The organism is Chelativorans salis, from assembly GCF_025336525.1.
Lineage (GTDB): Bacteria > Pseudomonadota > Alphaproteobacteria > Rhizobiales > Rhizobiaceae > Chelativorans > Chelativorans salis.
On sequence record NZ_JAOCZP010000016.1, the window covers coordinates 19,043 to 31,859 of the forward strand.

At 61.5% G+C, this 12,817-nt stretch carries 12 protein-coding genes and 3 pseudogenes; 8 read left to right on the plus strand and 7 right to left on the minus strand.

Annotated elements, in window-relative coordinates; all coding sequences use genetic code 11:
* Window positions 1-13 precede the first annotated feature (13 nt).
* Window positions 14-511, minus strand: coding sequence for a GNAT family N-acetyltransferase (locus N5A92_RS26845; protein WP_260907666.1), 498 nt, complete (start codon window positions 509-511; stop codon window positions 14-16).
* A gap of 124 nt (window positions 512-635) precedes the next feature.
* A pseudogene (locus N5A92_RS26850) lies at window positions 636-831 on the minus strand (transposase); the annotation flags it as partial.
* 362 nt (window positions 832-1,193) lie between these two features.
* On the opposite strand from N5A92_RS26850, the gene N5A92_RS26855 reads away from it, so the two are divergent.
* Both N5A92_RS26855 and N5A92_RS26860 read left to right on the plus strand, forming a co-directional pair.
* A complete protein-coding gene (locus N5A92_RS26855) occupies window positions 1,194-1,451 on the plus strand; it encodes an alpha/beta fold hydrolase (RefSeq protein ID WP_260907667.1) in 258 nt (85 codons plus the stop codon).
* Complete coding sequence (locus N5A92_RS26860; RefSeq protein ID WP_260907668.1) at window positions 1,448-2,443, plus strand: LacI family DNA-binding transcriptional regulator; 996 nt, start codon at window positions 1,448-1,450, stop codon at window positions 2,441-2,443. The genes N5A92_RS26855 and N5A92_RS26860 overlap by 4 nt, the downstream gene beginning before the upstream one ends.
* A gap of 625 nt (window positions 2,444-3,068) precedes the next feature.
* Here the strand turns inward: N5A92_RS26860 and N5A92_RS26865 are convergent.
* Window positions 3,069-3,218, minus strand: a pseudogene (locus tag N5A92_RS26865) (IS630 family transposase); the annotation flags it as partial.
* A 289-nt stretch (window positions 3,219-3,507) separates the two neighbouring features.
* On the opposite strand from N5A92_RS26865, the gene N5A92_RS26870 reads away from it, so the two are divergent.
* Window positions 3,508-4,305 (plus strand): inositol monophosphatase family protein, encoded by a 798-nt coding sequence (locus N5A92_RS26870; protein WP_260907669.1) that lies wholly within the window; start codon window positions 3,508-3,510, stop codon window positions 4,303-4,305.
* A 79-nt stretch (window positions 4,306-4,384) separates the two neighbouring features.
* Here the strand turns inward: N5A92_RS26870 and N5A92_RS27625 are convergent.
* Window positions 4,385-4,542 (minus strand): annotated as a pseudogene (locus N5A92_RS27625) (IS91 family transposase); the annotation flags it as partial.
* A 254-nt stretch (window positions 4,543-4,796) separates the two neighbouring features.
* Here N5A92_RS27625 and N5A92_RS26880 point away from each other — a divergent pair.
* The 4 genes from N5A92_RS26880 to N5A92_RS26895 all read left to right on the plus strand — a co-directional run bounded on the left by N5A92_RS26880 (window position 4,797) and on the right by N5A92_RS26895 (window position 9,399).
* Window positions 4,797-6,176, plus strand: a complete 1,380-nt coding sequence (locus N5A92_RS26880) for an ABC transporter substrate-binding protein (protein WP_260907670.1) — start codon at window positions 4,797-4,799, stop codon at window positions 6,174-6,176.
* Between the two features lie 109 nt (window positions 6,177-6,285).
* A complete protein-coding gene (locus N5A92_RS26885; protein WP_260907671.1) occupies window positions 6,286-7,233 on the plus strand; it encodes a carbohydrate ABC transporter permease in 948 nt (315 codons plus the stop codon).
* A gap of 1 nt (window position 7,234) precedes the next feature.
* Window positions 7,235-8,320 (plus strand): carbohydrate ABC transporter permease, encoded by a 1,086-nt coding sequence (locus N5A92_RS26890; RefSeq protein ID WP_260907672.1) that lies wholly within the window; start codon window positions 7,235-7,237, stop codon window positions 8,318-8,320.
* Between the two features lie 5 nt (window positions 8,321-8,325).
* Entirely contained in the window at window positions 8,326-9,399 is a 1,074-nt protein-coding gene (locus N5A92_RS26895; protein WP_260907673.1) for an ABC transporter ATP-binding protein, read from the plus strand.
* A 440-nt stretch (window positions 9,400-9,839) separates the two neighbouring features.
* Here the strand turns inward: N5A92_RS26895 and N5A92_RS26900 are convergent, their stop codons facing one another.
* Both N5A92_RS26900 and N5A92_RS26905 read right to left on the minus strand, forming a co-directional pair.
* The gene (locus N5A92_RS26900) at window positions 9,840-10,322 is read right to left on the minus strand and encodes an RES family NAD+ phosphorylase (protein ID WP_260907674.1); all 483 of its coding nucleotides are present in this window, start codon (window positions 10,320-10,322) and stop codon (window positions 9,840-9,842) included.
* On the minus strand, window positions 10,319-10,750 hold the full coding sequence (locus N5A92_RS26905; RefSeq protein WP_260907676.1) for an antitoxin Xre-like helix-turn-helix domain-containing protein: 432 nt from the start codon (window positions 10,748-10,750) through the stop codon (window positions 10,319-10,321). The genes N5A92_RS26900 and N5A92_RS26905 overlap by 4 nt, the downstream gene beginning before the upstream one ends.
* A gap of 181 nt (window positions 10,751-10,931) precedes the next feature.
* Between N5A92_RS26905 and N5A92_RS26910 the strand changes: the two genes are divergently transcribed.
* Complete coding sequence (locus tag N5A92_RS26910) at window positions 10,932-12,119, plus strand: site-specific integrase (protein WP_260907683.1); 1,188 nt, start codon at window positions 10,932-10,934, stop codon at window positions 12,117-12,119.
* A gap of 190 nt (window positions 12,120-12,309) precedes the next feature.
* On the opposite strand, the gene N5A92_RS26915 is transcribed toward N5A92_RS26910, so the two are convergent.
* A partial coding sequence (locus N5A92_RS26915) for an RES family NAD+ phosphorylase (protein WP_260907678.1) occupies window positions 12,310-12,817 on the minus strand: 508 nt, incomplete at its 5' end.

Genomic DNA, 12,817 nt, shown 5'->3' on the forward strand with positions numbered 1-12,817 from the left:
CTGATGCGAACTCTCACGACTGCCGAGAGCCGAGTTCCTTGCGCATCTTTACGCAAGCCATTGGCTGTCCTGAGCCGAGAATATGCTGGCCACGTTCACGGACTTCATAGCCGAGCTTTGCATAAAAGGGTTCTGCCGTAATCGAAGAATCCAGTTCCAGAAAAGATAACCCGCGTTCCTTTGCAACCCGCTCCATCTCTCGCACCAAAGCTGATCCCACGCCCTTGCGGCCCGCCTCCGGCGAAACATAGCAGGCTCGCAGCTCTGCGTTCTCCACCACGAGCGAACCGATACCGACGATCCGGTCATCGATTTCCGCTATCAGTCTGTACTCATGGCCCCTATTCGTCTGCACGCGCTCGATTGCCACCTCCGTCACCGGAAGTGGAGCCCAGGCTTCAATCACATCGGAGGGATAGTCACGCGCGGCTGTTGCCCGAACGGCCGCGTGATGGACCTCTAAGAAAGCCCGCGCATCATCCGGGCGCATGCTGCGAATTTTTAGCGACATCGGAGCACAGTTCCGAAACATTGCGTAGTCATTCTAGGGCCTCCGTGACAGTCCGCAACGGGTGGAGGCCGTGTGGAAACTCCTATTGCAGTGTGGTCTGGTGGCGCGCAGATGGCCTGAGGGTTCAGGCCCTCATCGCCTTGATCAACATCGGCCCTCCGAGGATGGCGATCGTCCGTTTGAGATTATAGGCGAGGACATGAAGGCTCATCTCGGTTTTCGACGTTGGCGAGCCGCCGGGTGAGGAAGTGCCCTCGACCCATCCAGTCCTTGATGGTCCCGAAGACATGTTCGACCGTCTGTCGCCGCACCCGCATGGCACGTCTGTGGACGTATATGGACCTCGGCAATTGCGGCAAATGGCAGGAGATGGCGAAACGGTCACCCCGTCGCTCCCCAAACCTGATCTGTGGACCGGCACGGCGTGAGCCAATGTCACGGGGGCTTTGAGGTGGAAGCGGGCGAAAACCCAACGAGGCTCGCGGAGAAGACGCGGTTCAGCCGCATTACGAAGCCGGATATGCGTCAGCAGTTGTGACCAGCGATCCTGATCCAGCCAACCTGTTGCAATCGGGCGGGGTTCATATAGGCCCACAGATGGAAAACGGTCGATCAGCACCTCTTGCTCTGGGCTCTCTTCCAGATGACACTGGCTATCGTCCAATCTCCGTGAGGATGAAACATGCGCCCCCATCGTCGACTTGTGTCGGGCCGCACCTTTCTGGTTACGGAAGTTGTCGGCACTGGTGATCCGGCCATCTTTTTGCACGCTGACGTCTGTGACAGCCGCATGTGGCGCGCACAGCTCGATGGCATCGGGGCCACTTACATGGCAATCGCGTACGATCGCCGAGGCTTCGGCGAAACGCGGGCCGAAGAAGAAGATTTTTCTGCCGTCGCGGACTTGATGGCGGTGATCGACAAGGCTTCCGCTGCATGAGCGCACCAGAAAAGCCCTTACGCAAGATAACGTCCTTCGACGTAGCCCGTCGCGCCGGCGTATCACGGGGCACCGTCTCGCGCACGTTCACACCTAATGCAAGCGTGTCGCCGGAAACCCGCGAGAAGGTGGTGAAAGCCGCCAAGGAGCTCGGCTACCGAGTCAACTTCCTCGCTCGAGGTCTGATCAACCAGCGCTCCGATTTCGTCGGCGTCGTCGCTGCCAGCATCAACGACCCCTACCGCGCCATGCAGATTGAGCAGATCGCCAAGAGTCTGGTGCGGCACAACTTTCGGCCCATCCTCTTACCCGACAGCCAAGGCGAGAACGCCGACCACGCTATTGAGCAGCTTCTGCATTACAATGTATCGGGCGTGCTGGTCATCTCCTATGCACCCCCGACCGCGCTTTGCGCCGAATTCGCCGCCGCCGGCGTTCCCATCGTGCTCATCAACAAGGCCGACTCGATTCCCACCGTCGACCGCGTGGTTTCCAACACTGACGCGGCTGGCCGTCTGGCCGCCGTCACCCTGATCGAGGGAGGCGCACGACAGTTGGTGGTTATCGGCGCAGCGGCGATTTCCTTTACCGCTCGGCGCCTGCAGCAGTCTTTTATCGCCTGCTGCCATGCGCTGGAGACGGAAGTAAGGACCTTCCCCGTGAAGTTCAACGACTACGCCAACGGCTTCGCCGCCGCCGCCACGCTCAATGGCGTGGACGGCGCGTTCTGCGTGAACGACTATATGGCCTGCGGGCTGATCGACGGGTTGCGCCAGCGTGGGCTCGTCGTCCCCTTTGATATTCGCGTCATCGGCCACGACGACGTACCGCAGGCCTCTTGGGCGAGCTATGACCTGACAACCCTGAAACGGCACTTCGACTTGCAGGCCGAGCAGGCGATCGACCTGCTTTTGAGCCGCATGAATGACCTGGAGATGGCGGAACGGGTCGAATTGACGCCGGTCTCGCTGGTGCGGCGCAGCACCGCTTAAAGTGGAAGCAGCATAGCAGGTCACCAAATATCAGGGCGGTTCCCCGGCTTCGACCAAAAGATCATTTCCGCGTACGCCCGCGGTATGAGCGCTTGCGAGATTGCTAGGGTCGATCTTGGCCGGACATGATTTCAGCAATACAGACGCTGCGCTGGACGATGCCGCTGGGTGGGCAAAATTGCCCGCCGGCTGAAGCCGAGGAACGGCACTAGGCAACTATCATGCCGGCTGATCGCTACGCGATCGCTGCAGACCTGCCGAAATTGCGTGTTTGGCCACGAGGATCCCAGGCCGAATTTGCGAAGCCAGTTGTAGGGTGGCGTATCACATACCTTTGTGTGGAGGGCTGTGCCAAGTCAGTGCGAGCACGACGATCCCCCTCCCCTTTCCGCCACTATCGCAAGGCGGCTCTTCGAGGCGAAAACTGATCGACGATGACGCAGAGCACGGCATCCCAACCTGAAGATCGCCGGCCGCCCAGACGTGCCCGCCGCAAGCGTCCTCGCAGATGCGGTTACTTTGAGAATCCGACTGCCGTAATTCTCATCATTAAATGCTCAGTCCGGACCGAACGGGCGCATTCCTACAAATTGCCAAGCGACATCTTCGACTTGGCCGTGCGCTACATGATCTCGACCGTGCCCACGCCCTCGGCGCTGAGCAGCACGATGTCGACACGCCTGACATGCTTCTCCGGCGCCTTGCGGTCCCTGATGAGCGTCGTCAGGTGCTGGCGATCAGTCGGCGAAACCGTGAAGGATACCCCTGCGCGCATGCGCAAGGTTCGCACCAGCACGCGAGAGAAGGGATCCCCGGACGGGACTCGAAAATGTCAGGTAAGAACAGTATGAGCCGCAGGACCCGCCGAGTCGTGATGCTGGATCTCAGAATCTGCGCGTACCAGGATCTCAATCTATCGTCGCACCACTCTGGTCGGGGCGATGACGTCGTGACGTTGGCCCAGATTGCCCGGCTATGGGCGCTCTTGACTGGTTCCCCTCCAGCGCCGCCCAGCGGAACGGCAAAGCCTCACGTTGGCCGTAATAGCGATCTATCAGACGTTCATGGATCCGGACATCGAGCAGCGAATTGAATTCGCAATCGACCTAGCATGCCGCGCCGGCGACCTCGCTCTTAGCTTTTTCAGCGTGCTTGACGATCTCAAGATCGAGAGCAAGGGCCATCAGGATCTCGTCTCCAATGCTGACCGCGAAGTCGAGCTCTTTATCCGTGTCGCTCTGAAGAAGGCGTACCCGGACGATGGCGTCGTCGGCGAGGAGCATGAGCTGGTCGAAGGGTGTTCAAAGCACATCTGGGTCATCGACCCGATCGATGGCACCGCGAATTTCGTCCGTGGCATCCCTTCGTGGTGCGTGGTGATCGCGCTGATGACCAGCGGCGTTGTCACGGCCGGCGTGATTCACGACCCGTTGAACGGCGAAACCTTTTCGGCGAGCCGCGGCGGTGGCGCCTTCCTCAATGGCAAGCCGATCAGGGCTACCGCCGCGACAAGCCTGGCTGAGGGCTCCGTCGGGACTGGCTTCTCCAACCGCGTGGAGGCGCGCAACATGGCAATCCTGATTGACCACCTCCTCAGCGAGGGTGGCGTCTTCTTCCGCAATGCCTCCGGGGCGCTCATGCTCGCCTATGTTGCGGCGGGACGGTTGCTTGGCTACTGTGAAGAACACATGAACGCTTGGGACTGCCTTGCCGGCATGCTTCTGGTCGAGGAGGCAGGGGGCACTGTTTTAGAGCCGGACCCTGCGACGGTCGTCAGTCAAGGCACCATGGTGATCGCCGGCGGGAAGAGCGTCTTCGGACAGCTCAGCAGCCTGTGTGCGCACGCCTTCAACGGGCGATAAGAATTGGTCTTTTGGCCGGGACGTGATGCTGATCGCCTCGCCCGGGGCCGGGCGCGTCAATGTGCGAAGACACGACGAAAACCGCGACAAGGCCGATTTCGGCATCAAGATGTTTTGGATCGGCGGCGATCATCGTGGCGTCTCGGCGGCCGCCTTGAACAGGATGGCATAGATCACCGCGTTCCTCTGAATAGCGATCGCAACAATTTCCACCGGCAGCGTGAAAATGGAATGAAATAATGAAATAGCGCAGCCGTCAGGAGTTCGTCTTGGCGTGCTCGACAGATATTTGGGATCGAGCAGAACATGGATGATGCGGATATTGGTACCATTCTCCAGAAGGCACGTGGCGAAGTTGCGCCGCTTGCCCGCCTTCAACCCTCTCCCAGATTCACTGGACCAATGCCCAAATGTTAATCATAATCGTGTTGCACGGCTCTGCAATTCATCAAGACGACGCGTGAAACGCGCCGTAGACTAGGGGGTGCACAATGACAATCTTCAAAACTGGAACTACGGCTCTGGTGACCGCGGCGCTGTTGGGCGGTGCCGCAACAGGAATTCTTACAGCTGCGCCCGCACTTGCACAGGAAACGGTGCAGCTGGAAATCTGGTCGCGCCAGGACGTCTCGGGACCGCTGCGCGCCGGCAATGTGGTCAAGGCGGCCGACATGCTCAACGCCGCGCTCGAAGAGGAAGGCTCCGACGTGCGCGTCGAAGTGGTCGTTCGCGAGAGTCCGGCGCAGGGCTTCGACGACGACGCGCTCGCGCTCCTGCGTGCCTTCGGCATTGGTGAAGGCCCCGACATGTTCATCGCCGCGCATGAGTGGATCTGCGCCTTCCAGCAGGACGGCTTCGCCCTCAAGCTCGACGATTACATCGAGAAGTATCCCGAGCATTTCGGCACCATTTTCCCATCTCTTTGGGACTCAACCAGATGTCCCGACGGGATTTACGGCATCCCCCAGGACGCCGAAGCGCGCATGTTCTTCTACAACAAAAAGCTGCTGCGCGAGGCTGGCTTCGACGAGGACTTCATCACCGCCATGCCGGAGCGTACACTGGCGGGTGACCTTACGATGGACGAGGTCATCGACATTGCCAAGCAGGTGGTCGACAATACTGATGCCGAGTATGGCATCCTGCACCGGCCCAATGTCGGGCCCGACTTTTCAATGGTATTCGGCGCTTATGGCAACGACTTCGTCGATCCCGAGACCGGCAACCTGCTGATCAACCGGGAAGACCTTACGGCTGCCTTCGGCTGGTTCGAGCGAGCAGTGAACGAGGGCGTGATTCCCGCCAACAACACGTCGATGGACTGGGATGCGATCCGTGCCGACTTCTACGCCAACGAAAATTCGGCGTTCTGGAAATACGGCATCTGGGATCTGGGGAGCTACGCCTTCCCAACGTTTGGCCTGCCGGATGACGAGGAAGGCTTCTTCGCCGACTGGGGCTGGATCGCGGTACCGGCAGCTGAGAAAGGCGGCCAGCCCAGCACCCTGACGCATCCGATCATCTACGGCGTCGCGGCCGACACCGAGCATCCGGATCTGGTCGTCCGTCTTCTCGGCTACGCCTCCGACGCGGAGCTCAATACCGATCATGCGGTCACCACCACGCATATCGGCATTCGCCCGGAGCAGCTCGAGGATCCACGCTATCAGGAGGCTTGGCCCCTCGCACGGGCCACCCAGCTCCTTGAGATCGCCAAATATCTTCCCAACGAGCCGCAATTCGCCGATCTCAATCGGATCCTCTACACGGCGATCCAGGGCGTGGAATCAGGCCGGCTCACCGCCGAGGACGCGGCCGAGTTCGTCATCGATGAGGCGGAAGGTAACCTCGACAACGTTATCATCGAATAGCTGCCCCTTTGTGCGGGGACAGGCTTCAGCCTGCCCCCGCCGCCGATGGAGCGACGGACCGCGCTGAGGTCACGCCCACTGAGGCGGCAGGCTGGCGTTGATGACTACGATGACGCAAGATAAACTGATGATGGAGCGCCGGATGAAGAGCCGAGCGTGGTGGCGTCAGCGTGTCAACTTCGTCATCTTTCTCGGGCCGGCCATTCTGCTTACGGTATTCTTCTTCGTTGTTCCGGTGCTTATCGACATCGCAGTCTCGTTCACCGACCTTGGCCGGTCGCTCAGGGTCACGCGATTCACGACCGAGCACTACGAAAGAGTCTTCGGCGGCGATCGGCGCCTGACCGATGTCATGGCACTGACCTTCATCTACGTCCTCGGCACGCTCGCCCTTTTCAACGTGACCTTCGGGCTCGTGCTGGCGCTGATCACGACCTCGATCGACAAGGTATCGGGCGGTTTTTTCCGCGGTGTGTGGCTACTGCCGCGCATGAGCCCGTCAGTGCTCTACATCCTTCTGTGGGTCTGGGTCGTGAACCCGTCGCAATACGGGCTCCTCAACCAAATCCTGATGACGGTGTTCGGCCTTGAACAGCCGCTCGACCTGCTCACCACCGCGCCCATTGCCCTGATCATCATCTCCAATGGCTTCATCGGCGCCTCGATGGGGATGATCATCTTCACCTCGGCCATTCGCGGCATCCCGGAGCACCTGTTCCATGCCGCCCGCGTGGACGGCGCCGGCTCGCTCGCGATCGTCTGGTACATCACGCTGCCGGCCCTGCGCTGGCCGATCAGCTTCATTACCATCTACCAGGCGCTATCGCTGCTGGTCAGCTTCGAATACATCCTCCTCCTGACCAAAGGTGGCCCCTTCTACGACACGACCGTCTATGCGCTGTATATCTACCGCCGGGCGTTCCAGAGCGGCCAGTATGGTTATGGCGCGGCACTGTCGCTCTTTTTGATCGTCATCGGCATTGCCGTGGCTCTGCTTGGCTGGCGCTTCTTCGACATGAAGAGGCTGCTCCAAAACCCGCGGATCGAGGTGCAATGAGATGACGACGGTTCCCCTGACGACCTCTCCTGTCGAGACGGATTGGGCCCAGCTCGCGCGCCGTGCTCGCTGGACGAACCGGGCCAGGACCAGCGCTCTTTATGCTTTCCTGATAGCAGTCTCGATTCCGATCATCCTCCCCTATTTCTGGCTGGTTACCATCGCCTTCTCGGCGCGCACTGGCATCGCGGAGACGCAGGTTCTCTGGCGCTCCCTGCTGGTTCTGGTGCCGGCCATCATCGCCTGTTGGGTGGTTGCAATGGTGGCCCGCAATCTCCGACGCATGCTTGCGGGCTTCGCGGTCGTCGCGGCAATTACGGCTGTCGCCTTTATCACTCTGGTTGGGCCAAGCCTGCATCTCGGCAACTTCATCTTCCTGGTCGAGCGCGATTTCGCCTCGGTGGTGCGGTCGCGCGTTGGCGAGGTCCGCGGTGCGACCCAGTTCCCGAGCGTCTGGCGGGCTTTCTGGAACTCGATCGTACTCGCCGGCTCGCAGACCATCATTGTCGTCACCGTCGCCTCACTCGCCGGCTACTACCTGTCGCGGTTCCAGTTTCCGGGCCGCGCCCCGATGTTGCGCTCCCTCCTTGTGCTGCACGCCTTTCCGGTGATGACGCTGATCGTGCCGATGTTCCTGATGCTTTACTATATCGGCCTCCTGGATACGCTTTTTGGCGTCATTCTGGTGCTCGTCGCCTTCGAGCTGCCCTTCGCCATATTCATCATGAAAGGCTTCTTCGACGCCGTACCCTGGGACATCGAGATGAGCGCGCTCACCGACGGCGCATCGCGGCGCCAGGCGTTCGTGAAGGTCGTTCTTCCGCAGGTAACCAATGGCATCATTGCCGTCTCGGTCTTTTCCTTCATCCGAGGCTGGGAGGAATATATCTTCGTCTTCACCTTCCTCATCAGGAACACCAACTGGACCATGAGCCTCTATATGTTCTTCGTCCGGGACGACGTCATGGGCGTTGACTTCGGCGTCGTCTCTGCGGTCGGCGTATTCTATTTGGTGCCGAGCCTCGTGCTTTATGCGGCGGCACAGCGCTATCTCATGCAGATGTCGATCGGCGGCGTAAAGGGTTGATGCAAATGGCCAGTATCGAATTCCGCAATGTCATCAAACGCTTCGGGGACGTGGAGGTTATCCCCGGCTTGAACCTCACGATCGAGCACGGCGAGTTCGTCGCCCTGCTTGGCCCGTCCGGCTGCGGCAAGTCGACGAGCCTGTTCATGCTCGCAGGCATCTACCTACCGAGCGGCGGCGAGCTCCTGTTCGATGGCCATCTCGTCAACGAGGTGGAAGCCAGGGACCGCAATGTCGGCATCGTCTTCCAATCCTATGCGCTCTACCCGCATATGAACGTGCACGACAACATCCTGTTCCCGCTGCGATTCAAGAAGACGCCGCGCGAGGAGGCGCTCGTCCGTGTCAAGGCGGCAGCTGAACTCGTCCATGTCGGCGAGCTTCTCGACCGACGGCCGAGCGAACTCTCGGGCGGCCAGCAGCAGCGGGTGGCGCTGGCGCGCGCTTTGGTCAAGGAGCCGCAGATTCTGCTCCTGGACGAGCCGCTCTCGAACCTCGACGCCACCCTCCGGCTGACCATGCGCACCGAAATCAAGTCGCTGCAAAAGAAGCTCGGAGTCACCACCATCCTGGTCACCCACGACCAGATCGAGGCGACGACCATGGCCGACCGCGTCATTTGCATGCGTGGTGGCGGGATTGAGCAGGTGGGCACGCCCGATGACCTATACCTGCGGCCGGCGAGCCTCTTCATTGCAGGCTTCATCGGCTCACCGCCCGTTAATCTAATTCGGGGAACGGCCGAGAACGGTGCCGTCCATGTCGGCGCCACCGTTTTTCCGTCCGAAGGAATCAGGGGTGACGTAACCATAGGGCTCAGGCCCGAGCATCTGAAGTTTGCCGGCGATGGGCTGCGGGGTCGGATCGCCGAGATTGAGCCGATGGGCCGCGAGATCCTTTACGTCGTCGACACCGATGTCGGGCACGTTCGGGTTCTTGAACATGGCTCCGCCGCCGCCCATAGCGCGGGCGAAGCCGTGCATATAGATTTCTCGCCGACAGAAGCGCTGTTGTTCAGGACCAGCAACGAGAAGCTCATTGCTGGCGCCAACGTCTGCCCTCCACGCCGAGCAAGCTGAGGTTCGCCACGAGCCCGAACGCGCCGGCCGCAGCGGCGAAGTGAATTCGACCTGAGCGCCCCTTCCGCCTTCCGCTATATCCGGCAGGACTTCTTTCTGGCACGCAGATTCCAGAACATGGACGATCTCAATGCCCAGTGCGATGCTTGGCGGACCGACGTGGCCAACCCACGCATTCAGGGTCCCCAGAGACTTCCTCCGCCTAAGGACAGATCGTAAGCCATTGATTTCCTGTAGCGGAAATCACGTAACCGAAGATATCTCCACCTTTCCTTCCGGCACATGCGGGCTTTCTTCAGCAGCAATATCACTATCGATAATGACCCCTTATCGATAGCGATGGATTTGACGACTGGAAGCACTGGAATCGGCCAAATTGTCCGGCCGGCACACGGTGCGCTTGAGCGCCGTGATCGGTAAGGGCCGGTCGCCGAATTGGCTCACACGCCGAACAACCGCCGGTCCCAGTAGACCGGCGCGTGCAGGCTCGTCTCCACGGCCGCAAACTCCGGATGCGCCGGATTGATGAGAACGTTGTGCTCGACACGAGCCACCACACTCGGCACCAGCAGGATCAGGCTGCGCTTCTCTAGGCACCAGCGCTCGCCGAACGCCTTGCTCACCGTCGCCGGCATCGAATCCCAGCCGGGCAGCGTCGGCGGCGAGAAGACCGCGTAGCTGAGGCCGCGTGGAACGGTGATCTCGACATAGTGTTGGTTCGGCGGCAGACGACCGCTGCCGTGCACCAGCTTCTCGAGCAGTGCCGTCGCATAGTGTTCGCTGGCATAGATGACCGGGCTGCCGGCCGTGTTCCAACGACCCGGCGCAAGGGTCGAGCCCGTGGCGTCGAAGATCGGGTAGGCCCCTGCCGGATCGCCGATGCGAAAACAGGTGAGCGTGCGATCAAGCGTCTGCGCCGTCACGCAGCGCTGCCGTATTTCAAACTGCCCAGGATATCGATGACCATCTCGGCGCCGAACTCGCTCTGGAGCACGACGTCGATCGGCCGGCTGTCCTCGATCATGGGATGCGGCCGGAACAGGAAATCACGCGCCTCCGCCTCGCTCTGCCAGACCTCGAGCGCCAGGCTCCAAACCCGGGCGACGCGGGCAAGCCGCGTTCCTTCGTCCGCGGACAGCCGGTGCGCACCCTTGCGGCGCTCATAGGTCGCCTTCGGCACCAGCCGGTACTTGAACTGGGCATCGCCTGGGGCGACGAGCTGCGCGACACGGTCAAGCGCGGCGAGCGGAAGGCCGTGCTCGATGCGCGACATCAAGCCCATCGGCGAGCGCGCCGCCGCCTCCTTGGGCGGCAAGCCGAGCACGTCGGCGACATTTGCGAAAGCCAGCATTTCAGCCTCCATTCCAACTGAGACGTAAGATAGTCCCATGTGAGGCCAACTGCAAGTCGGCTGAGGGCTTGCCGAGCCGGCCCACATTTGCAGATTGGCCGGGACGCAAATGAGGGGCGCGTTGCCCAAACGGCATTCTCGAGGATTCCGAACCGGGCGATGCTGGGCTACAGTGGCCGGCATGGCAAGAATCACCTCCACTGCAGTCGAGGAACCATCAAAACAAGCGACGATCGTGCGCCGCGCCGAAGCGCTCGATGCGTTGGAGTCGGTGCTGCCCTTCGACCGCCGCGACCGCCTCGCCGAGCTCCTCACCGACGACGACGTCGAAACGCTTCGCCACCTGGCAAAAGAAGGCATCGGCGCCAATTCTTTGCGGGCGCTGGCCTCCGATCTCGGTTATCTCGAGGCTTGGTCGCTCGCCGCCACAGGGCATCCCCTGCCCTGGCCGGCGCCGGAGGCGCTGCTGATCAAATTCGTCGCGCATCATTTGTGGGACCCCGCGAGGCGCGAAACGGATTCATCGCACGGCATGCCGGCCGAGGTCGTGGCCTCTCTTCGCGCCGAAGGCCTGTTGCGGGTCGATGGCCCGCATGCACCCGCGACCGTGCGCCGGCGGCTTTCCAGCTGGTCGACGCTCACCAAATGGCGGGGGCTGACGGGAAACTTCAACGCACCGGGCCTGCAAAGCGCCATCAAACTCGCCGTGCGCGCCAGCGCCCGCCCCCGTGGTCGCAAGAGCCGCAAGGCGGTGACCGCCGACATCTTGTCCACCCTCCTGAGGACTTGCGCCGGCGACCGTCTCGTCGACGTCCGCGACCGCGCGCTCTTGCTCACCGCCTTCGCCTCCGGCGGTCGCCGCCGCAGCGAAATGGCATCGTTGCGGGTCGAGCAGTTGGTCGAGGAGGACCTGGTGCCGGCCGACCCGAAGGATCCGGACTCTTCGGAAAAGCTCCCCTGCCTGTCGATCCATCTCGGCCGCACCAAGACCAGTGCGGCCGACACCGGCGCGACCGTGCACCTGGTCGGCCGGCCGGTCCTGGCGCTCCAGGTCTGGCTGGCGCGCGCCGGCATCACCGAGGGCGCCGTGTTCAGGCGTATCGACCGCTGGGGGAATCTGGACCGGCGGGCCCTCACCCCGCAGGCCGTCAACCTGATCCTGAAACGGCGCGCGGCCGAGGCCGGCCTCGACCCGACGCTGTTTTCCGCGCACGGGCTGCGCTCAGGCTACCTCACCGAAACCGCCCGCCGTGGCATTCCCCTCATCGAGGCCATGCAGCAGTCGCAGCATCGCTCGCTGCAACAGGCGTCGAATTATTATAATGAGGCCGAGCGGAAGACGGGCAGAGCCGCAAGATTGCTCGTTTGACGAAGTCGGTCCGGCGATCGCGTCAGGCCCACCGTGCGATGCTGCAATCAACGCTCTTGCCTTGTCGATGACCCAGCGCCGCCAGGCATGGCCTGGGCCAAATCCGCACCATCTCGTCATCGCTCGTGCTCTTGCTTGCTGCCTTTGTCGCCTCTGCAACAGCTGCGAGAGCCAGTGGCTCAACCGCCGATCACCGCCAAGTCAATTGGTCTTTCGGCAATCGACCGCTCGGGTCGATCACCGTCACCTCATGAGGACGATGCGGACCCCAGTTCCAACACACGAGATTGCGATCGTTCTGCTCGGCGCCCGGCGCGAAGCTCGGAACAAGGATCCCAGCGACACCTTTTGGCCGCAGCCGGTCATGAATGGCCCAGGAGGCGGGTCGCTGTCCGTCACTGAGTGCTGCCGCCCAGGCGCAAGCCATGTCCTCAAGCGCGACCGACGCTTCGCGCCTCCCGTGCTCTGACGTCAAATCCACGATGTCTTCGCAATCAACCTCGTAGGAACAGAGCACGCAGGGGTCGATGCGATGGGCAAAGCCTTGGTTAGCCTCCTTGACCGCCGTCATGACGGTGAGCGCCAGATAGAGAGCCGGTACACCTTTGGGATTGAAACGAGCACCCCTGATTGCCGCGCCGTCGCCAGAGGTCGGCTTGAATGCCCAACGAGGATCATGGGCCCTGTAGCAGGTTCCA

What these genes read in the sequence shown, in the direction of transcription:
- N5A92_RS26870 (WP_260907669.1), top strand. Translation starts at nt 3,508, where the DNA reads ATGGATCCGGACATCGAGCAGCGAATTGAATTCGCAATCGACCTAGCA.
- N5A92_RS26845 (WP_260907666.1), bottom strand. Translation starts at nt 511, where the DNA reads ATGTCGCTAAAAATTCGCAGCATGCGCCCGGATGATGCGCGGGCTTTC.
- N5A92_RS26880 (WP_260907670.1), top strand. Translation starts at nt 4,797, where the DNA reads ATGACAATCTTCAAAACTGGAACTACGGCTCTGGTGACCGCGGCGCTG.
- N5A92_RS26890 (WP_260907672.1), top strand. Translation starts at nt 7,235, where the DNA reads ATGACGACGGTTCCCCTGACGACCTCTCCTGTCGAGACGGATTGGGCC.
- N5A92_RS26910 (WP_260907683.1), top strand. Translation starts at nt 10,932, where the DNA reads ATGGCAAGAATCACCTCCACTGCAGTCGAGGAACCATCAAAACAAGCG.
- N5A92_RS26885 (WP_260907671.1), top strand. Translation starts at nt 6,286, where the DNA reads ATGACGCAAGATAAACTGATGATGGAGCGCCGGATGAAGAGCCGAGCG.
- N5A92_RS26855 (WP_260907667.1), top strand. Translation starts at nt 1,194, where the DNA reads ATGCGCCCCCATCGTCGACTTGTGTCGGGCCGCACCTTTCTGGTTACG.
- N5A92_RS26895 (WP_260907673.1), top strand. Translation starts at nt 8,326, where the DNA reads ATGGCCAGTATCGAATTCCGCAATGTCATCAAACGCTTCGGGGACGTG.
- N5A92_RS26905 (WP_260907676.1), bottom strand. Translation starts at nt 10,750, where the DNA reads ATGCTGGCTTTCGCAAATGTCGCCGACGTGCTCGGCTTGCCGCCCAAG.
- N5A92_RS26860 (WP_260907668.1), top strand. Translation starts at nt 1,448, where the DNA reads ATGAGCGCACCAGAAAAGCCCTTACGCAAGATAACGTCCTTCGACGTA.